Consider the following 23122-nt stretch of genomic DNA (forward strand, 5'->3'; position numbering starts at 1 on the left):
ACCCTACACGACATTTTCTTAAGGAGCGGCAACATGGCCCCCAAAGTACTAATCTCTGACAAACTCTCTCCCGCTGCTGTACAGATCTTCAAGGATCGCGGCATTGATGTGGATTTCCAGCCTGACCTTGGCAAAGACAAAGCCAAACTGTTGGAAGTGATCGGCCAATATGATGGCCTCGCCATCCGGTCGGCCACAAAAGCGACCGAGAAAATCATTGCGGCGGCCGAAAATCTCAAGGTCATTGGACGCGCAGGCATCGGGGTCGACAACGTCGATATCCCTGCTGCCTCCAAGAAGGGGATCATCGTGATGAACACGCCCTTCGGGAACTCGATCACGACCGCTGAACACGCGATTTCAATGATGATGGCTGTGGCGCGGCAGATCCCCGAGGCCAACGCCTCGACCCATGCAGGCAAGTGGGAAAAGTCCCGCTTTATGGGGGTTGAGCTGACTGGCAAAACACTGGGCGTGATCGGTGCCGGAAACATCGGGTCCATTGTGATTGACCGCGCGCAGGGCCTGAAGATGAAGGTTGTCGCCTATGATCCCTTCCTGTCAGAAGAACGTGCCGTGGACATTGGCGTTGAGAAGGTCGAGTTAGACGAATTACTGGCCCGCGCTGATTTCATCACGATGCATGTGCCTTTGACCGATCAGACCAAGAACATTCTGTCTAAGGAAAACATCGCCAAACTGAAAAAGGGTGTGCGCATTGTGAACTGTGCACGTGGCGGTCTGGTCGATGAAGCAGCTTTGGCTGAGGCATTGAACTCCGGTCATGTTGCTGGGGCTGCCTTTGATGTCTTCGCCGTGGAACCTGCGACCGAAAGCCCGCTCTTCAACCTGCCCAACGTCGTTGTGACCCCTCACTTGGGTGCCGCGACAACCGAGGCGCAAGAAAACGTAGCGCTGCAAGTGGCCGAGCAGATGTCGGATTACCTGCTGACCGGGGCGGTGCAGAACGCGCTGAACATGCCGTCGGTCACAGCCGAAGAAGCCAAGGTCATGGGTCCGTGGATCAAGCTGTCTGAACATCTGGGCAATTTCATTGGGCAGATGACGGATGAGCCGATCAAGGCGATCAATATCCTGTTTGACGGTGAAGCCAGCGAGATGAACCTCAAAGCACTTACAGCGGCCACCGTGGCCGGGATCATGACGAAAGCGAACCCTGACACCAATATGGTCAGCGCGCCCGTGATCGCCAAGGAACGCGGGATCAGGGTATCGACCACCAAGCAAGATCAATCCGGTGCGTTCGAAGGTTACGTGAAGGTGACAGTGGTGACCGACAAGCGCGAGCGTTCGGTTGGTGGCACCGTCTTTAGCGACGGCAAGCCACGGTTTATCCAGATCAAGGGCATCAACATTGATGCAGAGGTCGGCGCGCATATGGTTTACACCACCAACAAAGACGTGCCGGGTATCATCGGCACCTTGGGTACGACGATGGGTGCCAATGAGGTAAACATCGCGAACTTTACGCTTGGCCGCTCCGAGGCGAAGGACGAGGCGATTGCCTTGCTCTATGTCGATGGGCCTGCGCCTGCCGCAGCGATCAAGGCGCTTGAGGACACCGGGTTGTTCCAGCAAGTCAAGCCGCTGACCTTCAACGTATAGGTGTCGCGTCGATGACCCCCATTTACGCCATCGGCGATATTCACGGCCAGAAAGAGATGCTGGATCATGCGCTTGCATTGATCACGGCAGACGGTGGCCCGAATGCGCAGGTGGTGTTTCTGGGGGATTACACAGATCGCGGCCCGGACAGCCGGGCCGTGGTTGAAACATTGATGATAGGTCGTGATGCAGGCCGGAACTGGATTTTCATAAAGGGCAATCATGACCGGTTGTTCAGTAACTTCGTCCGCCACGGTATCGAACATGACCCCCGTGTGGCATCGGGGATCAGTTGGCTAAACCCGCGCTTGGGCGGGTCTGCGACATTGGCATCATATGGGCTAATCGGCGAGATGCATTTCGCGCCGCACAGCCAGCCCGATGTTGAAAGACTGGCCCATTTCGAAGGACCAACCAGCTGGATCGACAAAAACGCCCTGCACCAATTAGCATCCGCCACCGTCCCTAAAGAACATCTGGATTTTCTGGACGCTTTGCCGCTCTGGCACCAGACCGACGATCTGTTGTTCGTCCACGCAGGCCTACGCCCAGGCATCCCGCTTGCGCAACAAGACCCCGAAGACCTGATCTGGATCAGAGATGGATTTCTGGACAGCGCCCACGACTTTGGCAAGCTGATCGTGCATGGCCATACGGCGCTGGACCATCCGCAGCATTTTGGCAACCGCATCGATCTGGATGGCGGAGCGGGCTACGGCAATCCACTGATCCCCGCCGTGTTCGAAGGAAGTGATTGCTGGCTTTTGACTGATCAGGGCCGCGTAACGCTAACGTCCTGATCCGCACCCTCATTTGCATCTTGCCCCATGGGCAAATACCTTGTGGGTGGAGGATTGCAGATGATCGACCACATCACCTTTGGCATCACTGATTTCGCGCGATCAACGGCTTTCTACGATCAGGCCTTTGCCCCTTTGGGTGTCACGCGCTTGTTTGATATACCAACCGAACACACCAATGGCGTCAAAGTTACAGGCTATGGCGACGATCGCCCTTGGTTCTGGTTGGCCGAGGAAAACGCCACAACGGGCATGATGCATATCGCGCTACAGGCCAATAGCACGGCCGAGGTTGACGCCTTTCATGCAGCAGCCATCAGCGCAGGCGGCACTGACAACGGACCGCCCGGTCTGCGCCCGCATTATCACGCCGATTACTACGCAGCCTTCGTGCTTGATCCCGATGGGCACAACATCGAAGCGGTGTGCCACGCACCTTAATCGCGCCGGATCACCCCCGTAACAGCCGCCGCCCCAATCGCGGTGACAATCCAACCCAAGACAATCAACCACCAGCGTACCCACCACAACCACTGCCCCCAAGGGCCGCGTGTAGTGGAGGGCGCCCATGCCGCCTCTTGCCCCAGCGATACCAGCGGAACAACCAGATCGACGGCATAAGCCACTGCATGAAATGTCTCATAATCGCGGCCAGCGGTCAGCACGGGCATACCATCAGGGGGGCGCATGTATTTGTCAGACCAGACCTGCGCGGGGTTCGCTATCTGCGGATCTGTTGCCAGCGCCTGCCAGCTGTCAGACATCAGCACAGGGCCAGCGGTTGGCGCAAAATCACCCGCCTCCCATGATTTGTCTGCCAGAAACCAGCCGACTAGCACCAGCGTCAGCAGCATGTAGAAACTGCGCTCGGGCCGATGCCCATAGCCGACAACAACGCCAAAAACCCGATCCGCGATCAGACTTCCCAGATTGCGCCAGAACACGCGGATATTGTGCCATCGCTGTTCTCCACGAAACTGTTGTTGCGCATAGTCCAGCGTGAGCGGGGCCACATTCAGCGTCGTTTCATCAACAGGATGCAGCATCGCTAGCCTAGCGACATTGGGATCGTTGGGGCGTCGCGTTGCCAATGACGCAATCGCCTGGGCCCGTGCCTCTGCCGGGCTCCGGCTTGCATCCAGCAGTGCTCCGCGCCACTGCGCTTCGCGCCGCCACCGCGCGCGCGAGGCTTTGCGTTGTTCCTGTTCCTTGGCCACCATGATCGTGCGGGCATCAGAGCGGTGTCCTGTGTCACGCAGGAGTTTTGCCAATTGTTCGTATGGTTGCGGGTAAAACTCGCGTTGCGACACCGCACCCTTTTTCAGCCATGCCAGACGGTCGACAACCTTGATGCTGCCGTGCAGGACATCATAGATGAACCCGCTGAGATAGAGCCTGCCGCATTGTGCCCAGCTTTCGGGATCATCCCAAAGATCGCCCACATGAGCCGAGGTCAGATCAACCGCGCCGGTCACATTATTCAACCGCCGCCAGATAAACCCCTCGCGGACCATCAGGCGTTGGGCGTTTAGCGCAGAGCCAGTCGGGTTGCGCAATGTTGCATGGCCGCAATCCAGCACACCGTTGATCTCAGCCCCCATAAAGCTGACCTCGCCATCGGTCGTCGCCTCGCGAAGAAAAACATCGCCCCGGACCTGCGTGCTCTGGCAGTTCAGCGCATGGTTTTCGGGGTTGTGAAAAGCCGCGCGAGTGGCCACCAGCTGCCCCCCGATCTGCGCGCCCAGAAAGCTGACCAGCCCATTGGCCGTCGTCTCTCCAAACAGGACACTGCTGGCAACCTTCATGCCTTGCGCTTTGAAGGCCGAAGCGCCCTCATTGCGCAATCTGGCATGGGTGCAGGACAAATGCCCGTTGATCACACTGCCGGAAAGCGAAACCTTGCCGTCAATCCGGCTGCCATTCAGCGTCAGGTTTCCCTTTATCTGAATGCGCGCTGCATCAATCCCGTCCTTCAGGTTACATTTGACCAGCGTTAACCCATCAGTTTGCAATTGCTGCATCTGCGGCTGGTTTGGAAAGGCGCAGTTGAAGAAATCAACAGGGCCGCGCGCTGTCGTATAGCTCAGATCGAGCGTGCCGCCGATCCAGGCCCCATTGACGGTGACGCCCGAGGGCTGCGTAGGGAAATCCTTGCATCCCCCCAGAATCAGATAGCGCAGCAAAGCCGCCCTGATCAGAACCGTTGGTGCTTTAAGGTTCGGCACGGCCCGCCCGATCTGCGCGGTGGTCCCCGATTGGGCGGCGCCAAGCAAAAGCCGCTCTGCGGGGGTCAGCAGGTCATCTTCGCGCAGCTGCACCACTTGGGCCCAAGTGGTAATTGGGTGCAAGTCTTCGTAATTCATGACCTCACGCTAGGGGCCGCAGGCATCGCTCGCAATGGGTGTCAGTCCTTTCGAATAACACCTGTGACCGCAGCGGCACCAATGGCCGTGACAATCCAGCCCAACAGGGTCAGAACCGGATTGGCGAGCCACAGCCACCACCCCCAAGCACCACGGTTGGTTGAAGGGGCCCAGGCGGCTTCTTGCCCGATCGAGATAATCGGAACCACAATGTCGATAGCGTAGTACACCGCGTTGAAAGTAGCGTAGTCTTGGCCGCGCTCGTTTTGGTTTGACCATGTTTGTGCGGGATTTGAATAGGTCTCGCGTGCCGTTGCAAGCGTTTGCCAATCATTTGAATCAAGGATCACATCAGAGTTCGGAGCGAAATCACCCCCATCCCAGGCCAATTGTGAAAGTGTGCCACCGATCAGGATCAAAGCGCCTAGAACATAGGCACTACGCTGCGGCTTGTAGCCATACCCGACCGTAAAAGAGAGCAACTTATCCCAACACCAATGTAGACCAATGCGGAAGCGGAGCCGAAGGGCGCGGAATAGCTGTTCGTTGCGAAAGTCCTGTTGGGCTAGGTTACGGGCAAGATCAGTTGTCTTCGCGTGCTCGTACTTTTTTGGCGCGTTGTCCTTTGCCTTGCCGTGAAACAGATCGAAACGTTTCATTATGACGCCGACCAACTCAGTTGTTGAAGGCGTTTCTTCGAATATCCGGCCAAGTTTCTTTTGGCCATCTGCGACCAGTCCCAAACTGAACCACCGGAATTGCCGCCTCAGCTTCCGCTCACCGCGCCAATGCAACCGGGTGGCATTTCGCTGCGCCTTTTCCTTAGCAACTAGTACTGCGCGGGCCTCAACATTGTGGCCGCTGCGGCGCAGTATTTTGGATAACTGTTCGTAAGGTTGAGGATGAAATGAACCGTTCCAGATTGACCCCCTGCTTAGCCAACTCAAGCGTTCTTCTACGTCCGTAGTGCCGTGAAGGATGTCATAGGTGAAACCGGCGAGCACTGGTCTTTCGCACTTTGCCCAGCTTGCCGGGTCATCGACCAGATCCGCGACATGCGCCGAATTGAGATCGACCGATCCGACAACTCTTTTGACCTCGCGCCAATGAAAACTGTTGCTGATCTGGGCGCGTTGTAAATGGAGAGCGATACCACCTTGATTGCGGAATTCCGCCTTGCGACAGGACAGTTGTCCTTCGATCTTACTGCTCATCAGGTTTACCTGACCATTTGTTTCCATCTCGTTGAAGAACACACTACTCGCGATCCTGACGCCTTGCGCGTTGAGGGCGGTGCGCGTTTCATTCGTCAGGCTCGCTTTGAGGCAAGACAACTGTCCACCAATTTCGGCACTGGCAAGGCTCAATTCGCCATTAGTGCAAATGCCATCGAGAAACACGTCCTGATTAATGCGCGCGCCCTGACAGTTCAGGGCCCTGCCTTCCTTGTTCTGCAATCTTCCGTCCACACAGGAAAGCTGACCACCAAGTTTGGTCCCGGCAAAGACCACCTCTCCCTCGGCTTGAATCCGACGCAAGACGACGTTTCCCGCAATCCGCGCTCCGTTAGCGTTCAATGCATAACCATCTGCATTCCGCAGTTTGGCACCTGCGCCTGTCAACGGGCCATCAATCTCTACCCCCGACAACAAAACAGCTCCAAGAATGTCAGCACGATTTAGCAAAACACTAACGGCTATGCTGGCGTTTTGAATATTCAGCGCGTTGCTGCCAGCGTTTCTTATCTTTGCACCTTCGCAATCGAGCTGACCGCCAATTTCAGCAGCGGCGAGGCAGAATTCTCCCTGTATCTCGGCCTCTTCCAGAAAAATGCCGCCTGCAATCTTTGCGCCCTGCGCATTTAGTCCACCCATCAATTTTGTGCGAATAAGCGACAGTGCCGCCAGGTTAGCTTGCAAAAGCTGAACCTGTTCGGGAACAAGACAATGGATGAGCGCGATTGGCCCCTTCGTTTTCGTAAAGTTCAAATCCAGAGACCCGTCGATCCAAGCGCCGTAGATTTGCACACCGGCGGCTTCGATATCGTAGTCAGCACATCCACCTAGCATCATGTAGCGAAGCAGCGCCGCACGTATTTTGACAATCTCGGTGTTAGGCGCCGGGACAGCATCACCGATCTCGGCCACCCGCCCCTCTTGCGCAGCTGCTATCATTTTCATCTCAGCCGGGGTCAGCAGATCATCATCGATAAGTGCCTGAACCTCTGACCACTTTGTAATACGCGCCGGAAACTCTTTAACCATGCACACACGCTAGGCGGGATTTACAAATGTGACAATCCCCTTGATCGCCCGCTTGTCACCACACCCACCCACCCGTAAGCAGGGGCATGCCACAGCAGTTCACTTCGCTCTCCGCAATCCTCAACCACGGGTTTGATACCGTGATCGATGTCCGCTCTCCGGCGGAATTTGCCGAGGATCATTTGCCCGGCGCGGTCAACCTGCCTGCCTTATCCAATGAGCAACGCGCCGAGGTTGGTACGATCTACAAACAGGTCAGTGCCTTTGATGCCCGCAAGCTGGGTGCAGGTATGGTCGTGCGCAATGTCGCCGATCACATTGACGGTCCCTTGCGCGACAAGGACGGGGCGTGGCGTCCTTTGGTCTATTGTTGGCGTGGTGGGCAACGTTCCGGCGTGTTTACCACCTTGCTGTCCGAGATTGGCTGGCGTGCTGAGACCATCAAGGGTGGCTACACCAGTTTTCGCCGCAAGGTGAAATCGTATCTTTATGATGATCCGCTGCCGCATCGTTTTGTTCTGTTGGATGGGTATACAGGCACCGCCAAGACGGAGCTGCTGTCACGGCTAAAAACCCGCGGCGTTCAGGTGATTGATCTAGAAGAACTGGCGCATCATCGCGGGTCGCTGTTGGGCGCGCGGCCTGGCGGACAGCCCGCGCAGAAGGGTTTTGAGACGCGATTGGCTGTCGCCCTGCAGCGTTGTGATCCGGACCGCCCCGTTGTGATCGAGGCCGAAAGCAGCAAGATTGGTCGCATTTCACTGCCTGTGTCCGTCTGGGCCGTGATGACGACCGCGCCCCGGATCGTCGTACAAGCCCCGATTGATGCACGCGCAATCTATCTGGCTCAGGCCTATCGCGAGGTGATCTCTGACCCGGTCGCGGTCGCTGAAAAGCTGACCCCACTACGCCGCCTGCGCGGCCATGAGGTGGTCGATAATTGGATTGCCCTGTCAAAGGCGGGCGCATTGGTGGAATTGTCAAAGGCCTTAATGGTAGAACATTACGACCCGACCTATGCCAAATCCCGTAAGATCGCAGAGCGTGACGTATTGGGGGAGATCACAACAAACACGCTGGACGCGGACGGCCAAAACCGGACTGCGGATCAGATCGCGGCTATGTTACGCGGGTCTTGATCCCAGACCCTGTTGTGATTTCACCAATCAGCGCGGCCGGGTAACCGGCGCCCTGCAGTTTCTGCAAAACCTCATCAGCCCCTTTGGCCGGAATAGCGGCAAGCAAACCACCTGCCGTCTGCGGGTCAAACAGAAGATCAGGCGCAGACCCGTCGATTGGCCCCGCACCTATCTGATTGTCAGCAAAGAGAGTTGAACGCACGCCTTTGTCCGACAGCGCCTGTGCACCTGCCATGAACGGGATGGCCGCAAGGTCGAGTGTCGCACCCACACCGGATGCATCACAGATCCCGCGCAAATGCCCGGCCAACCCGAACCCCGTGATATCTGTCATGGCACGGGCTTTGCCCAGTATCTCCGACGCTTTCGCCTGATCCTGCGCCATTTGCTCAAGACAGGCGATGACATCCGCACCTTCGGCCTTCCCGGCCATCTCAGCGGCCAGGATCGTGCCGCTGCCGATGGGTTTGGTCATGATCAATCGGTTACCGGGTTTGGCGCCGGCCAGGGTGATCGGCGTTTTGGCCAAGCCGGTCACTGTAAAACCGATGGTCAATTCGTCCCCGATCGAGGTATGCCCACCGATGATCTTGGCACCGGCTGAACGCATCACGTCGGCGGTTGTCGTCATGATCTCGACCAATGTGCGTTCATGCAATGCGGTCTGCATGGGCGGCAGGATCAGGCTGACGGTGGCTGCCTGCGGTTTGGCGCCCATGGCCCAGATGTCGCCCAGCGCGTGAACAGCCGCGATGCGGGTCATGATCACCGGGTCATGGGTAAAAGCACGCAGATGGTCGGTGCTCATCACCTGACCTTTCTGGACCTCACCTGCGTCATCGCCAAAATGATCGGCCAAGGCATGCTGCAGGGTCGCCCGACCCACCTTGGCACCGCAACCGCCGCACATTGGTTTGTCACCCAGGGTTTCCGCCACATCCAACGCGACAGTGCGTGGCAGTTTCGGCGGCTGCATCTGTGGCAAATCGGCGAACTGATCCATGAACTTGCGGTCGATGTGGTCTTTCCATTTCCACAACAGCGGGCCTTCGCGCGCCGTGCCGAACTTTTCAGCCAGAGCGGATTTTTGTCCCAGTGAGATCAGTTTGAGATAATCACGCTGGGGCTTGTACGGGCGCAAGTTCGCGCCTGACAAAATGGCCCGCAGATTGTCGAACAGCACCGGAGCTTCGCGCACCGCGTAAACCCCGGCCTTGGATCTTGGATCATGGCTCAGGTGGGCGCAATCGCCGACGGCAAAAACCTCTGGCGCGCTGGATTGCAGGTTGGCATCGACGTTGATGAACCCTTCATGCAGCTTCAGCCCGGTTGCCGCAATCCAGTCGTGCGGTTTGGCCCCTGCGGCGCCGGTTGTGAAATCGCTGCGGATGGTGCGGCCATCGCGCAGAACGAGACCCTCGGCGAACACCTCTGTGACTTCGGCGTCTTCGATAATCTCAATCTCCAACGCGGTCAGGGCGGCGAGCATCTTTTGACGCGCTTTGTACCCCAATGCGGTCAGTACAGTACTGCGGTCGATCAGTTTCACATGCGGGCTTTGATCGCGCAGTGCATGTGCTATAGCCATCGCAAGCTCTGCCCCCGCAACACCGCCGCCGATGATCGCGACATACGGCGTCCGAGCGGTTGCGCGGAACGCGTCCCACCGCGATGCAAAGGCGCCAAGGGGCTTGGCCGGGATCGCGTGCGCCTTGAAGCCGGGCAGATTGGGCATGGCCGACGTGATGCCCACATCAACCGCCGCCACATCATAAGCAATGGGCGGGCGTCCCGCGACTGTCACCGTCTGCGCTGTTGTGTTGATCCCCGTTGCATAGCCATTGATGATCCGCGCGCCCGCGAAGCGGGCCAGTTTTACCAGATCAATGTTCAGCTCACCCCGTGTGTAGTGGCCTGCAACAAAACCGGGCAACATCCCCGAATAGGGGGCCGTTGGGCCGGGGTTGATCACCGTCACGCGGACACCGGGCAGCGGGTTCATCCCCCAACTGCGCAGCAAAAGCGCATGGGTGTGACCACCGCCGATAAGAACCAGATCACGGGTAAGGGGAAACGTATTCATGCAAGTGTTCTAGCCGCGCATGCGTCAGGGGGAAAGCCACTGCCCGTCCCAATGACGCGCCCGTGAAAAACTGACCCTCCGATGCACGGCACCCAGATGCACCGCATCCACATGCATCACCCGGCAGATGAGTAGGGCAAATGTCGCGGGATCCGGTTCTTTTAGGTAACCCAGCGCACCATCGATCACCGTACCTGGCGACGGCGTCACCCCGTAGGATTGCTGCGCATGATCGGGGATCTTGTCCCAGAGCGCGCTGGTTTTCGCGCCCGATTGGATGCTCACCTCGGTCTGAAGCCTGATTTGCAACTGCTGGCTTTCGTCCCAGACATGCAAGGCCGCACGTGGTGTCTTGGTCAGGCTCTTGATCTTGTCAGAGAAAAGATCGGTATGCACCGTGATCTCTGCTGCCTGCGGATCTGCGCTGCGCAACACAATTGTGCGGGCTTCTGGCCAACCGTCAGACGACACGGTCGCAAAAGTAGGTCTGCGCGCAGGATGATCGGCATCAGCAACGCCTCGGGCCAATGTGGCCCATAGCGCGTCCCATGTGCCTTGCGTTGTTTCAAACCACTCAGTCATAGCCTGTCATCTCCAGATACCCGACACCGCTGTGACTGCCGCTCACTGTCACCGGCCCTTCCCAATAGGGCACCGATGTCGTCATCCATGCATTGTCATTGATCGCTGCCACCGTGACGTCAACGCCCTTGTCAGGCAAGGTAACCTGCCACCGAACTGGCACATCTGCGTCGTTAAATGCCATTGGGAAAGCCTCCAGCGCACCATCGCTGTAGGGGGTCGTTTCACCTTGCGGGTTGATCCATGTGGCAGATGTAAAATTCGCCCCATCTGTCTGTTGCAGGCGAAACCCCATCAGCTTGGCCCCATCATCAAAAGATAACGAAAACCAATCCCAACCGGTCTGATTGTCGGCCAAGGGCTGTGACGACCATTCCCTGTCCAGCCAGGCGTTTCCGGTGACCGCAATATCGCCGTCAGGCAGTTGCAGCGTGCCTTCAATCGCAAAGAAAGGCTGCGAATAGTAATAAGACGCCTGCCCTGCCGCTGATTTCACCGAGAACCCATCGGCACCGTGAAAAACCAGTGGACCTTCTGCTGTTAGCGCCATGTCATAGGCAAACTCGGGCCCGCTCGCACGCATTTGCATGGTCGCCCAATCGCCTTGCAACGCCCAGTCATCAATCCATGCCGCAAAGGGTTCGGCTATCACATCCGCCTGTCCAATGCCGCCGCGGGCAAACCTTTCGCTGACGTAATGATCGTTCGGTGTGGTGACCGCCGCATGCCCCATCCAAAGCTGTGGCGCCGTCCAGCCTGCCCCTGCCTCAGGTGCCAGCGCAGACCGAAAGAGGGTCCATTGCAGGCCATATTCCGTGCCATCCGCCGCTTTGAGGTTGGCCGTCAGATACCACCATTCAATGCGGTAGTCGTTGTGCGGGCCGTGATCTGTTGGAAAATCAAACACTGGGCCCGGCTGCGGAACACTGAACCCCTCAGCCTGCGTGCCCAAACCGGCAAAGCCCTGCGCCTGCATGGCGACTGGCATCCAGCACAAAAGAAGCAGCATCCTAACGTTCATTCGAAAACACCTTGAGCAGATCAGCAGGTGGCGTGCGGGCCAGACGGCGCGCAGGCCAGAGGGCGGCCAATGCAGCTGCCAGCAACGCAAAAAGGCCCAGCCGGACATAATCCAACGGGAAAAGATACATCGGCAACCGCCACCCGAAAGCCGCGACATTCACTACGGCCAGCAACGCCCAAGCCAATGCGAGACCAAGCGGCAATGCAACAATCGCCGTCAAAACCGCCAGCATCATCGCACGCAGCAGTTCCAACTTGCCCAGTTGGCGGCGTGTCATGCCCATCGCCCACGCGGGCGCCAGTTGCGGGACACGCATGGTGGCCAGCGTCAGCAAGCTCATCAAAATGGCAAAGCCTGCCACGGCCAGCGTGAGTACGTTCAGCGCCGTTGTCACTGTGAATGTACGCTCAAAAATCGCCAGGGAAATCGCCTTGATCCGCGCCTGATCCACCGATTGCGCGGCCGGGATGCCCGTTGCCTGCTCCAGTTCCTTCACAAAATCGGGGACCGCTGCCGGATCCATTCGCAGACCAAAGCGTTGCGGGATCACGTCCGGGAACAATATCGCAAATACATCTTCGCCAATCACTGCCTGACCAATCGGGTTGCCGTAGTCGCCATAGACGCCAGCAATTGAGAAATCCTGTCCCTGTACCTGAACCAGATCGCCGACATCCAAACCTGCCCTGCGGGACAGTTGTTCGTTGATCAGGATCGTGTCGTTGGTAAATGTGCTGTCCCACGCCGATGCCGCAGCTTGCAGAAGTACCCAATTGTCCCGATATGTGGCGTGGTCGCGGGTGCCGAAAACTTCGGTCGTTTGGCCTGCGATTGTCACCTCTGTGCTCTGGATCGGCAGAATGGCATTTGTGCGCGGGCCGGCGAATGCAACCAATGCGTCCGATTGCGCGGCGTCTTCGACTTGCACGTATAATTCTGACGCCAACCGCTGGTCGAGGAAATCGGTGAAGGTCAGACGAAAGCTCGACACCATCGTCGAAACACCAACATTGGCCGCCATCGCCAGCAAAAGCGCCATCAACGCTAGTGACAATCCCGGCAGTTGCTGCCGCGTATCCGCCCAGAACCATTGCGCTGTCATTGTCTTGGCCAAACTGCTTAGCCCGGCCAGCACCCGGTCCAGCACCAACGGCAGCGCCAAAGCCGCGCCAATCAGCAAGGTCGCATGCAGGACAAACCCGCTGATCAGGCCGTTGGCGGTGAACATCAGGACCCCAGCGATGGCCAGCAACGCCAAAGCCACTTGACCTTGCACCCGCGCGCGCCTGCCAGCCGCCATGGCCAAGGCGCGCGGCTGGGCTGCGGCCAGCAGGGGCATTTGCGCCAATTGATAAAGCGCACCGCATGCCGCAATTGCTGTGCCGCCCAGCGCGATACCCAGCCCCGAGAGCCACCAAACCGGGCGCAATTGCAAATTGCCCGAGACATCCGCGCCATATAGCCCGCGCAAGGTCGCCGCCACATCCGGCAAGAGGAGCGCTGCAATCACATAGCCCAGCGCCACTCCAACCACCCCCGCAACCAGCGCAAAGAGCATCAGCTCCGCCCCCATCAACACAATCAGACGGCGTAACGGCACGCCAAGCGCCCGCAAGGTCCGCACCACGGGGCGGCGTTGTTCAAAAGCCAGACCGATGGCCCCATTGACGATGAAGATACCAACGGCAAAGGACAGCAGGCCGAAGGCCGTCAGATTGAGGTGGAAACTATCTGTGAGCCGGGCAATATCACTGCCCCCCTGCGCTGACTGGCGCATCAGATCAGGCGCAACATCAGCAAGCGCCGCTCGGCCCATCGGCTGGCTGGGTAGCACGATCAGGGTGTCAATCTGTTCGGGCTTGCCCAGCAGGCGCTGGGCCACGCCGATGTCAGTCACAGCGGTGCCCGGTGCGGCCTCTGGCGTGATGACAAATGCATAGTCCGGCAATCTTGAGGCAGTTTCCGCCGTGCCGAAAAGCTGGCCATCGCCAGTCAGGAAACTAACGACATCTGTTCCCTCTTGCGGAGCGACCGGGCCAATGCCGCTAGGCGCTGTCAGCGGCTCGACCCCGACAATACGCACCCCATTCAGACGGCCCTGCACGACAGGGCTCACCAGCCAGCCCGCGCGGCGTAGCGTAACGTAGGTATCTTGCGCGATCGGCTGCCCATCACGGCGCACCAGACGGTCGTATTGTCCCTCACCCAAGGTCGCGGCGGCAGCATCATAGCTGGCCCGAGCTTCGGCATTCACGGCCTGTACGCCGGACCACAAGGCAGTTGCCAACGCCAGCCCCGCGAGCAGGGTGAAAAGCTGCAAAGGATTGCGCCACCAATGCGATAACAGCGCCTGAAGCGTGGCCTTGGTCATGCCACACGACCCGCCTTGAGGTGCAAACGACGTGACATGCGGCCCGCAAGTGCTTGGGAATGGGTGACCATCAAAAGGCCCGCACCTGCCTCTGAGACAAGTTCCAGCATCAGATCCATGACGGTGCTCGCCGTCGCCTCATCAAGGTTGCCTGTCGGTTCATCCGCCAGAACAAGCCGTGGTTTTGGGGCCAAAGTGCGCGCAATGGCAACCCTTTGCTGCTGTCCACCAGAGAGCTGTTCGGGATATTTCGACAGGTGCGCTGAAAGGCCCATGCGATCTGTTAGGGTCGCGATCCACGCCGGGTCATGCCGCCCGGCAAGCCGGGCCTGAAATGCAATGTTGTCAGAAATCCGCAGGCTTGGGATCAGGTTGAACTGTTGGAAGACGACGCCCACTGTGCCCCGGCGCAATGCCGCGCGCGCGGTGTCGTCCAGCGTGGCGATATCGCGATCCTGCAAAACGATCTGACCGGCATCCGGCGTATCCAGCCCGCCGATCAGGTGCAGCAAGGTGCTTTTGCCACTGCCCGACTCGCCAGTCAGCGCGAGCGTTTCACCTGCGTCCAGTGTCAGATCAATGCCGCGCAGGACATCAAATGGTCCGTCTGCGGTGTGGTAGGTTTTGTGAATATCTTTGACGTGTAGCAGCATGGTCGCGGGTCCTTTGACACTGGACCTAACACGCTGCATCGCAAAGGAAACGACCTAGCCGCCGATAAGGGCGATTTCTGTGCCCGCCGGATCAACAACGATCAGCCGCTGCACGTAGGACACGCGCCGATCCCATGCCACTTGATAACCCGCAGCATCAAGACGTAGGGCGACATCCTTTAATCCACGGATAGGGAAGGATGGCAGGGCATCCACATCAAATGGAAAGCTAGGCCGGGTACCAAAATAGATCTGCCACGTGCCGCTGACCGCCCAGAACCCATCCGTGTCCTTGGGGTAATTCGGCGCGCGCATCTCCATCAGGCCAAGTTCGTCCAGATAGAAGGCGCGCACGACCGCCTCTTCGTGCGGTTCCATCGGGACAAAAACCTTTTGCAAGCGTGTGTTTTGATGCGCGGCGTCCCGCCCGGCGCTAAAAGCCATATCAGGCCCACGCCGCTTACGCGTCTTTCGGGGAATGTCTTCATCGACGTCGGCCGCTCGGTTTCGCATGAAGCGAAAAAACGCAAAGAAGGCGACAAGGGCAATGATGGGGATGAGCGGAAGATCAGTCATGGGAGGCGGTGCCGGTTAGCCTTCTGCGATTAACTCAATACGGTTTCCTACGGGATCAGCGGTAAAGAGCCGCGCGACGTCTGGCAAGGTCGTGTCCCAAGTGACCATATGCCCTGTCTGCTCCAGCTTGGCCGCAAGACCCGTTAGGTCCCTGTCAAGAAAACCCGGATGTGCCTTGGTCGCGGGATGAAAGTCGGGATCGATGCCAAAGTGAACTGCCAGCGTGCCCGCCCGCGCCCAAAATCCACCGCGCGATTGCAATTCATGCGGTTTAGGCACCTCTTGCAGGCCCAACACGTCGCAATAGAAGGCGCGCATGGCGTTCTCTTTGCCCGCTGGTAATGCCAGTTGCAGGTGGTCAATTCCCGTGATCATCGCCGTCCCTTCGGGGCCGCCGGGCCTGCTTGCTGCCAGCCCGAACCAAAGCCCAGACAACCGCTACAAAGACGGCGACTACAACAACCGGATTTCCGCCTGTCAGGTCCAGAAGCATGCGTTTTCCATAATGTATACCATAGCATACATTTAGATACAGGTTGGGCGTTTTTCAACCTTTGCCGTGACGTTATACTGTTTTGCACGGGCATCTGAGGTAGCACTTTGGCAACAGAATTCATGGAGGCTTCGATGACAGATATCGTAATTCTAGGTGGCGCACGCACGGCAATTGGCACTTTTGGGGGCGCACTTGCAGGCACATCGCCGATTGAATTGGGCACCATCGCGGCGAGGGCCGCACTTGAGCGCGCAGGTGTAGAGGGCGAACAAATCGGCCACGTCGCCTTTGGCCATGTAATCAATACTGAACCCAAGGATATGTATGTCAGCCGTGTTGCTGCCATCAATGCCGGTATTCCCGACACAACCCCGGCGATGAACGTGAACCGCTTGTGCGGTTCGGGCTTGCAATCCATCGTGTCGATGGCGCAATCGCTGATGTTGGGAGACGCTGACTTTGCTCTTGCAGGCGGGTCCGAGAATATGAGCCGTTCGCCCTTCATCATCCCTGACCAACGCTGGGGCGCAAAGATGGGCGATGTGCGCACGCTCGACATGATGCTGGGCGCGCTCAATTGTCCGTTTGGCACCGGGCACATGGGGGTCACGGCAGAAAACGTGGCCGGTGAGCATGATATCAGCCGTGATGCCCAAGACGCCTTTGCACTGCAAAGTCAGGAACGTGCCGCCGCAGCCATCGCTGCCGGTCACTTTGAAAGCCAGATTGCCCCTGTACCCGTCAAAAAGCGCCGCGAAATGGTGGATTTCGTGACCGATGAACATCCCAAGGCAACCACGCTTGAGGCCTTGTCGGGCCTGCGCCCTGTTTTTCAGAAAGACGGCAGTGTGACTGCGGGCAATGCCTCTGGCCTCAACGATGGCGCGGCCGCAGTGGTGTTGGCGACCGCAGAGGCCGCCGAAGCCGCTGGCCTGAAACCCAAATTCCGCGTGCTGGGCTATGGCCATGCGGGTGTGCGCCCCGAGGTTATGGGCATTGGGCCGGTTCCTGCTGTGGCGAACCTGTTGATGAAACTGCGCCTGTCCGTTGATGATTTTGACGTGATCGAAAGCAACGAAGCCTTTGCCGCGCAAGCGCTGGCCGTCAGCAAAGAACTGGGCTTTGACCCCGCCCGCGTGAATCCCAATGGCGGCGCGATTGCGCTAGGCCATCCAGTTGGTGCATCAGGCACAATCATCGCGGTCAAAGCCATGTACGAACTGGAACGGATCGGCGGCAAACGCGCGTTGATCACCATGTGCATTGGTGGCGGCCAAGGCATCGCTCTGGCGATTGAGCGGCTCTGATCCCCCCCTTGCCGTTCGTGGCGGGGCATGATTGAACCCCGCCTAACCCTTCGCCTTTCTGGATCTCGTGCCGTGTCCCATCGCCCTGCCCTACGCCACGTTGTGTTCTTCAGCGCCAAGAACCAAGAGGATGTACCCAAGATAATCGACGGGCTGAACCTGCTGGCGGGTATTCCGTGTGCTGACGCTTTTGAGGTGCGGCGCAATACGCGCAAAGATGCGCTTTCAGCGCAGGTTGATGTGGTTGTCTATGCCGAGTTCGCGGATGATGCGGCCCTCGCGGCCTATAAGGCGCATCCACTTTATCAATCAGCGATTGATGTTGTGCGCCCTTTGCGGGATCTCAGGATCGCGGCTGACTTTTAGGTCGGATAGTCGCGCAGAAAGACCCATTTATCGCCCTCAGACAGGTCCGCGTCATAGGCGTAGCCGCCTGCGCTGAAGCCTTTGATCTCTTCCGCATCTGTCAAACGGTTCTCGATCACATGGCGGGCCATGGCCCCACGCGCGCGTTTGGCAAAGAAACTGACGATGCGCGGTCTGCCATCCTTGAGTTCCATAAATGTGGGCGTGATCACGCGCAGCTTCAGCGCCTTGCGGTCAGCTGCCCCAAAATATTCCTGACTAGCGCAGTTGATCAGCGTGTCCGTGCCCATAGATGCAGCCTGCACGTTCAGTGCCTTGGCAATCGTGTCACCCCAATAGTCATAAAGTGTCGTGCCACGTCGCGTCTTGAGGCGGCTTCCCATCTCTAATCGGTACGGCTGGATCGCATCAAGCGGGCGCAGCAGCCCATAAAGACCGGAGAGGATGCGCAGATGATCTTGCGCCCAAGCCATGTCAGTATCGCCCAAGGTCTTGGCCTCTAGTCCCTGATAGGTATCGCCGTTAAAGGCCAGCGCCGCCGCTTTGGTGGCTGATGCGTCGGGCGCCGCGGCAAACGCCTTGAACCGATCCCGGTTCAGGCGTGCCAGATCATCCGAGATGCTCATCAGCCCTTTGAGTTGGGTCAGTGTCAGGTTGCGCGCTGTCTTCGATAGGCGCACTGCGTCTTCCTGAAAGTCAGGCGCAGTAACCGCCACATCTACCGATTCCATGTCGAGCGATTTGGCAGGTGAGACAACAACAAGCATGGGGCATCCTCTTTCACTTCAGAATGGGATGTAACATGACAACGGCACAAGACCAGCCCCATGGGGCGCATCGCGCTCAACAATTGTGGTTGATCAGTTCAGTTGAACCTGCAGCGGGTATTGCCCGTCTTCAAACGGGCCAAAAAGATCATCGAGATCAGGATGGTCGACAGGTTCGCCGGAATAGTCAGCAATCAGGTTCTGTTCAGAGACATAAGCCACGTAAAAGCTCTGATCATTCTCGGCCAGAAGGTGGTAGAACGGCTGATCTTTCTTGGGGCGGCTTTCCTCTGGGATGGCATCATACCAAGCATCTGTGTTCGAAAACATGGCGTCCACGTCAAAGACCACACCCCGGAAAGGGTGTTTGCGGTGGCGTACAACTTGCCCCAAATGATATTTTGCGCGCGTTTTGAACATAGTCATTAACTTAGCGCTAATATATGTCCGCCGCGGATGCAAAGTCTACCACGTCAACACGCAAATAAAGGAAACAGTCTGTGAACCTTGCTCTGACAGTCCTCAACATCACGGCACCTGTTTTTCTGTTGGCGGCGGTTGGTTTTGTCTGGGTCAAGCTGGGGTTTGAATACCGGGTGCAGTTTGTCACCCGCATGGCAATGACCCTCGCTGTGCCCTGCCTGATCTTCGTGGCTTTGATGAAAACAGAGATCGAACCCGAGGCGCTGGCCGCACTTTCACTGGCGTCCTTGGTGGCTTATGGCTTTGTAATGGTTGGCTGTTTCATCGTGGTGAAGTTGGGGCGGCTGGATCTGCAAACCTATCTTGCCCCATTGATATTCGGCAATACTGGCAATCTTGGACTACCTTTGGCGCTGTTTGCCTTTGGAGAGGCCGGGCTGGGCTATGCAGTGGTTGTCTTTGCCGTCATGGCCATCTTGTCGTTCACGGTAGGCGTCTGGATGGTTGCTGGCGGTGGTTCACCTGCAAATCTGGTGAAAGAGCCGGTTGTGGCCGCAACGCTGCTTGGCGCGCTGTTTCTGTGGCAAGGATGGGAGACGCCGACCTTTCTGACCAACGCACTTGACCTGATTGGGCAAATGGCGATTCCCATGATGCTGATCACCTTGGGCGTGGCCGTGGCGCGTTTGGAAACCAAGGCAATGTCGCGTGCCGTGGTCCTGTCTTTGGTCAAGGCAGTGATCTGCCTCGGCGGTGGCTGGCTCGCTGCAACATGGTTGGGACTAGAGCCGATTGCAGCGGCGGTCTTGATCGTCCAGGTCGCAACCCCCGTCGCTGTGACCTCATATCTTTTGGCCGAAAAGTATGGGGAGGATGCACAGCCAGTTGCAGGTCTTGTTGTTGCCTCAACGCTGTTGTCGGTGATCGCCTTGCCGCTGATCCTCGCATTTGTGATCTGAACACGGCCTGAAGGGGATTCCCAGACCGTTCCAAGCACGCTATGCTGGCAAAAAACAAAGATAAGCGAGAGGCAGATGAGCAGTTTCTTTCGCGCGGCGGCATGTGTGCTGTTATTGGGCAGTTGTAGTGGCAGTTCGGGAGATTTCTCGGCACCGCGCAACCTTGATGACGCTTGCAGTATCGTGTCAGAGCGCCCCGAATACCTACGCGCATTCCAGCGGGTCGAGCGTAAATATGGCGTGCCTGTGCCGTCGATGATGGCGATCATCTATCAGGAAAGTAAATTCATCGGCGATAACCGCACGCCGCACCGTTATGCGCTTGGCGTCATTCCTGTTGGGCGGCAATCCTCGGCCTTTGGCTATTCCCAAGCGCTGGATGGCACCTGGGAAGAGTATCAAGACGGGCCCGGTGGCCGTCGCGCCCGCCGCGATGATATCGACGATGCCACTGATTTCATGGGTTGGTACATGGTCCAGACGGTGGAAGAAACCGGCGTGCCGATCAATGACACCCGCAACCAATATCTGGCCTACCACGATGGGCGCACCGGGTTTAACCGGGGCACATGGCGATCCAAAAGCTGGCTGGTGCGCATCGCAGGCGAGGTCGAGGCCCGTGCCGTGCTGTATGATCAGCAGTTGCGATCCTGTCGTAAGCGCTAAATACAAAAAAGGGCGACCCGATGAGGCCGCCCTTTGTTTTTGATTGCAGCCGCGCCTAACCTGCGCGTTTGCGGGTCTCGGCCTGAATATTGAACAGGATATCCCGCAGCGTGCCGCCTGCCACCAGATCATTCAGGATCACGGTTGTCTCAACACCCAGATCATCGGTGACGATCCATTGGCGCAGCTCGACCGGGTTGGCGGTAAAGACCATCTGGATGTTACCGTATTGCGGGTTGTCAGGGTCCTGTGCCGTGACAGTTGTGGTCGGGCCCTCTGACACCACGTTGGTGACCATGCGTGCTCGCTCAAGATCGACATCAGGTTGCAGGATGATGCTGAGCGGCGTTCTGTTCAGCGGATACCGGTCAGGGCCAGTGTTTGATCGTGCATCAAAAATAGCCAGTTGCCCGCCACCGGCTATGACCATTGATTCCGACGGAGCGTTATATTCAAACCGAATACGCCCCGGACGTTTGATATAGATCTGCCCGGTATACAGCGTGCCGTCAGAGTTGATCTGGGTAAAGCCGCCCTGTGCGGTCTGAAGCTGGTTCAGATAGGCAGAAATCTGCGAGAGGCTTAGCTGCTGGGCCGACGCGGCACCGGCATAAAGCGCTAGCGCCGCAGCGATGATAAGAGAAAGGATACGTTTGCTCATAAGTCCTACCTAGATGTTTGGATGCGGGTTTGCACCCTTTGGATGAGGAGAACAACAGCATGTGAGCAGCCGTTAGGCGATATCATGCCCGCTGATTATGGATAGCGGGGCGGGTGGACGGCATGCCAAAACAAAACCCCCGCGTTTGATAAACGCAGGGGTTTTGGCATGATATCAAAATTGGTTGCGCCTTTAGCGGACCCAAACCTCAACACGCGTGTAACCTGAACCGGCGACTTGCCCATCAACACAGGTTGCGGGGAAAACGTTGCCAAACCCGTAGGGGGAAACCGTGACCTCGTTGCTGGCAAGTGCCGCTCCGGCGAATTGTTCAAACGCCGCCTGCATCGACTGCGCCGCACCCAATGAGGCACTGATTGCAGCATCGCTGCCCGATGTGGACGCGCCGAACCCTGCGAACACGATCTCGCGACCTTGATACTCCGGCCCGGAAACCAGACCGGCGAGATCAATCATCATCGCCCGGTTCCAAGCGCCTTCGGGTCCACTGGCCGCCCCGCCGGTCATTGTTGTGGACAAGCGATTTGCGTCAAACAACACCTGGAACATCTCGGCGGCCGCAGCACGCTGTGCATCGTCCAAGGATGCGTTCAGCAATCCGCCCAGACGCTCATTCTTTAGGACAGGGTCCTGCTGTTGCGCGGAGTGGTTCAAGAAGCCTTCACGATCCAATAGTCCCTGTGCGACATCCGTTGAGGCGAAATCAAAAAGCTCTGCCGCAAACGGGGCTGTCGGCGCAGTGTTGTAACTGGCCATGATCGGGCGCGCCAAAGGATAGTCGCCAGAGATGATGTTGAACGCATTCGGCATCACCGCGATACCACAGGCCCCCGCAACCGCTATCGTCTGATCGGCATTGGCCACGGCAAAGTCGATAATGCTGATACTGCCCGGAAATTGCAGGATCGAGGCCGAGATACCCGCCTGATCCGACATCGTCAGTACATTGCCCGCGACAGTCTTGCCCGCAGGTTCCATCACCAACTTGTTCATCTGCGCCCACAAATCCGAATTCGTGGGCAGTTGCAGCGGCAGAACACTCACGTCCGCACCACCGATCTGAGACCAGTTGGTAACTTCACCGGCAAAGACGCGCGCCAGATCATTCAGAGAAATCTCGCTGATGCCCGCATTGGGTGCTACAATCACCGAAAATGCGTTCAGGCCAAGCAATTGATCACCCGGCTGCGTTGTCGTGATCCAATCACCGGGACCACTATACTGTTGGGCTGCCGTTCCATTCAAAGAAACGGTTTCAACGACGATGTCTGCATCACCGCCGTCGTCGACGATGTTCAACTTCAGTGAAGCCTCATCGTTGCTCAACACTGCCGCGCCATCTGCCGAGACCACAACAGTAGCGCTTGTGTCACTTGCGACAGCGAAAGCGCCCGCCACAGTACGATACAAACCACCAGCGGTCGCGCTTTCGAAACCCACGCTCAACGTTTGGTCGCCGCTGCTCGCGGGGGCAGAGCCGTCAACAACAACATCGATCATAGCACCTGCCGTCAGGCCAAAGTCATTACTTGCCAAAACCTCAATGCAGCCAGCGCCGTAGCAAATCACTTCTGATGCAGGGACACTGATGGCACCCACCGAGGTTTGAACGCGGAGCATCACACCATTGAAGCCGACAATTTCGCCCTCGACGCTGATGAATTCATCGGGAGAGCGCAAATCAACTTGCTGCGCCATAAGCGCAACAGGCGCCACACTGCAAACCAGGGAAGTTACTATTCGTGTCATCATGATATTCGTAGCTCCAGCCATCAGAGGCCACTTTTGTGCCGCATCCTGTTAATTAGACCATCCAAAGCGGGCAGAACTTGGATGGTTAGCGTCATTGCTCGCAAATTGTGGCGGCTTTAGCAACAATGCCGTTCATGTTATTTTTATAGAGAAACCACAATTTTGGGCAACTAACACACCGTAGCGTTGCACAAAATTGCCACAATTAGTGCCTCCAGCACCG

At 57.7% G+C, this 23122-nt stretch carries 21 protein-coding genes; 8 read left to right on the forward strand and 13 right to left on the reverse strand.

Annotated elements, in window-relative coordinates; genetic code table 11:
• Positions 1-33: 33 nt before the first annotated feature.
• From serA to DHN10_RS12535, 3 genes are read left to right on the forward strand one after another with little or no spacing between them, the layout of a single operon-like run.
• Entirely contained in the window at positions 34-1626 is a 1593-nt protein-coding gene (gene serA / locus DHN10_RS12525) for a phosphoglycerate dehydrogenase (RefSeq protein WP_108815637.1), read from the forward strand.
• Between the two features lie 11 nt (positions 1627-1637).
• On the forward strand, positions 1638-2426 hold the full coding sequence (locus DHN10_RS12530; protein WP_108815638.1) for a metallophosphoesterase family protein: 789 nt from the start codon (positions 1638-1640) through the stop codon (positions 2424-2426).
• A gap of 60 nt (positions 2427-2486) precedes the next feature.
• Positions 2487-2867: a VOC family protein gene (locus DHN10_RS12535; protein ID WP_108815731.1), complete on the forward strand. Its 381-nt coding sequence runs from the start codon at positions 2487-2489 to the stop codon at positions 2865-2867.
• Here the strand turns inward: DHN10_RS12535 and DHN10_RS12540 are convergent.
• Together DHN10_RS12540 and DHN10_RS12545 are read right to left on the reverse strand one after the other, a co-directional pair.
• The gene (locus DHN10_RS12540) at positions 2864-4789 is read right to left on the reverse strand and encodes a hypothetical protein (RefSeq protein WP_108815639.1); all 1926 of its coding nucleotides are present in this window, start codon (positions 4787-4789) and stop codon (positions 2864-2866) included. The genes DHN10_RS12535 and DHN10_RS12540 overlap by 4 nt on opposite strands.
• 41 nt (positions 4790-4830) lie before the next feature.
• Positions 4831-7053, reverse strand: a complete 2223-nt coding sequence (locus tag DHN10_RS12545) for a hypothetical protein (RefSeq protein ID WP_108815640.1) — start codon at positions 7051-7053, stop codon at positions 4831-4833.
• An 86-nt stretch (positions 7054-7139) separates the two neighbouring features.
• Between DHN10_RS12545 and mnmH the strand changes: the two genes are divergently transcribed.
• Positions 7140-8192, forward strand: a complete 1053-nt coding sequence (gene mnmH, locus DHN10_RS12550) for a tRNA 2-selenouridine(34) synthase MnmH (RefSeq protein WP_108815641.1) — start codon at positions 7140-7142, stop codon at positions 8190-8192.
• Here mnmH and selD read toward each other — a convergent pair.
• Genes selD through DHN10_RS12585 form a run of 7 tightly spaced genes read right to left on the reverse strand, consistent with a single transcriptional unit; the run spans position 8173 to position 15856 of the window.
• Complete coding sequence (selD, locus tag DHN10_RS12555) at positions 8173-10275, reverse strand: selenide, water dikinase SelD (protein WP_108815642.1); 2103 nt, start codon at positions 10273-10275, stop codon at positions 8173-8175. The two genes, mnmH and selD, sit on opposite strands and share 20 nt — an antisense overlap.
• A 24-nt stretch (positions 10276-10299) precedes the next feature.
• Positions 10300-10857, reverse strand: a complete 558-nt coding sequence (locus DHN10_RS12560) for a pyridoxamine 5'-phosphate oxidase family protein (protein WP_108815643.1) — start codon at positions 10855-10857, stop codon at positions 10300-10302.
• Positions 10850-11878 (reverse strand): lipocalin-like domain-containing protein, encoded by a 1029-nt coding sequence (locus DHN10_RS12565; protein ID WP_108815644.1) that lies wholly within the window; start codon positions 11876-11878, stop codon positions 10850-10852. The genes DHN10_RS12560 and DHN10_RS12565 overlap by 8 nt, the downstream gene beginning before the upstream one ends.
• A complete protein-coding gene (locus DHN10_RS12570; RefSeq protein ID WP_108815645.1) occupies positions 11868-14252 on the reverse strand; it encodes an FtsX-like permease family protein in 2385 nt (794 codons plus the stop codon). The genes DHN10_RS12565 and DHN10_RS12570 overlap by 11 nt, the downstream gene beginning before the upstream one ends.
• Complete coding sequence (locus DHN10_RS12575; protein WP_108815646.1) at positions 14249-14905, reverse strand: ABC transporter ATP-binding protein; 657 nt, start codon at positions 14903-14905, stop codon at positions 14249-14251. Before DHN10_RS12575 ends, DHN10_RS12570 begins: the two co-directional genes overlap by 4 nt.
• Before the next feature lie 54 nt (positions 14906-14959).
• Positions 14960-15481, reverse strand: coding sequence for a hypothetical protein (locus DHN10_RS12580; protein ID WP_108815647.1), 522 nt, complete (start codon positions 15479-15481; stop codon positions 14960-14962).
• A gap of 15 nt (positions 15482-15496) precedes the next feature.
• The gene (locus DHN10_RS12585; RefSeq protein ID WP_108815732.1) at positions 15497-15856 is read right to left on the reverse strand and encodes a VOC family protein; all 360 of its coding nucleotides are present in this window, start codon (positions 15854-15856) and stop codon (positions 15497-15499) included.
• A 252-nt stretch (positions 15857-16108) separates the two neighbouring features.
• Here DHN10_RS12585 and DHN10_RS12590 point away from each other — a divergent pair, with 252 nt between their 5' ends.
• Positions 16109-17284: an acetyl-CoA C-acyltransferase family protein gene (locus DHN10_RS12590; RefSeq protein WP_108815733.1), complete on the forward strand. Its 1176-nt coding sequence runs from the start codon at positions 16109-16111 to the stop codon at positions 17282-17284.
• 72 nt (positions 17285-17356) lie between these two features.
• On the forward strand, positions 17357-17650 hold the full coding sequence (locus tag DHN10_RS12595; RefSeq protein ID WP_108815648.1) for a Dabb family protein: 294 nt from the start codon (positions 17357-17359) through the stop codon (positions 17648-17650).
• Here the strand turns inward: DHN10_RS12595 and yaaA are convergent.
• Positions 17647-18417 (reverse strand): peroxide stress protein YaaA, encoded by a 771-nt coding sequence (gene yaaA, locus DHN10_RS12600; protein ID WP_108815649.1) that lies wholly within the window; start codon positions 18415-18417, stop codon positions 17647-17649. The two genes, DHN10_RS12595 and yaaA, sit on opposite strands and share 4 nt — an antisense overlap.
• 93 nt (positions 18418-18510) lie before the next feature.
• On the reverse strand, positions 18511-18837 hold the full coding sequence (gene hspQ / locus DHN10_RS12605; RefSeq protein ID WP_108815650.1) for a heat shock protein HspQ: 327 nt from the start codon (positions 18835-18837) through the stop codon (positions 18511-18513).
• Positions 18838-18917: 80 nt separating this feature from the next.
• Here hspQ and DHN10_RS12610 point away from each other — a divergent pair, with 80 nt between their 5' ends.
• Together DHN10_RS12610 and DHN10_RS12615 are read left to right on the forward strand one after the other, a co-directional pair.
• Positions 18918-19799, forward strand: coding sequence for an AEC family transporter (locus tag DHN10_RS12610; RefSeq protein ID WP_108815651.1), 882 nt, complete (start codon positions 18918-18920; stop codon positions 19797-19799).
• A 75-nt stretch (positions 19800-19874) separates the two neighbouring features.
• A complete protein-coding gene (locus DHN10_RS12615) occupies positions 19875-20465 on the forward strand; it encodes a transglycosylase SLT domain-containing protein (protein WP_108815652.1) in 591 nt (196 codons plus the stop codon).
• A gap of 55 nt (positions 20466-20520) precedes the next feature.
• Here DHN10_RS12615 and DHN10_RS12620 read toward each other — a convergent pair whose 3' ends face one another.
• On the reverse strand, positions 20521-21126 hold the full coding sequence (locus DHN10_RS12620; RefSeq protein ID WP_108815653.1) for a LolA family protein: 606 nt from the start codon (positions 21124-21126) through the stop codon (positions 20521-20523).
• A 192-nt stretch (positions 21127-21318) separates the two neighbouring features.
• A complete protein-coding gene (locus DHN10_RS12625; RefSeq protein WP_159086990.1) occupies positions 21319-22845 on the reverse strand; it encodes a PstS family phosphate ABC transporter substrate-binding protein in 1527 nt (508 codons plus the stop codon).
• Positions 22846-23122: the final 277 nt, after the last annotated feature.

It is taken from the genome of Loktanella sp. Alg231-35 (assembly GCF_900143545.1).
Lineage (GTDB): Bacteria > Pseudomonadota > Alphaproteobacteria > Rhodobacterales > Rhodobacteraceae > Yoonia.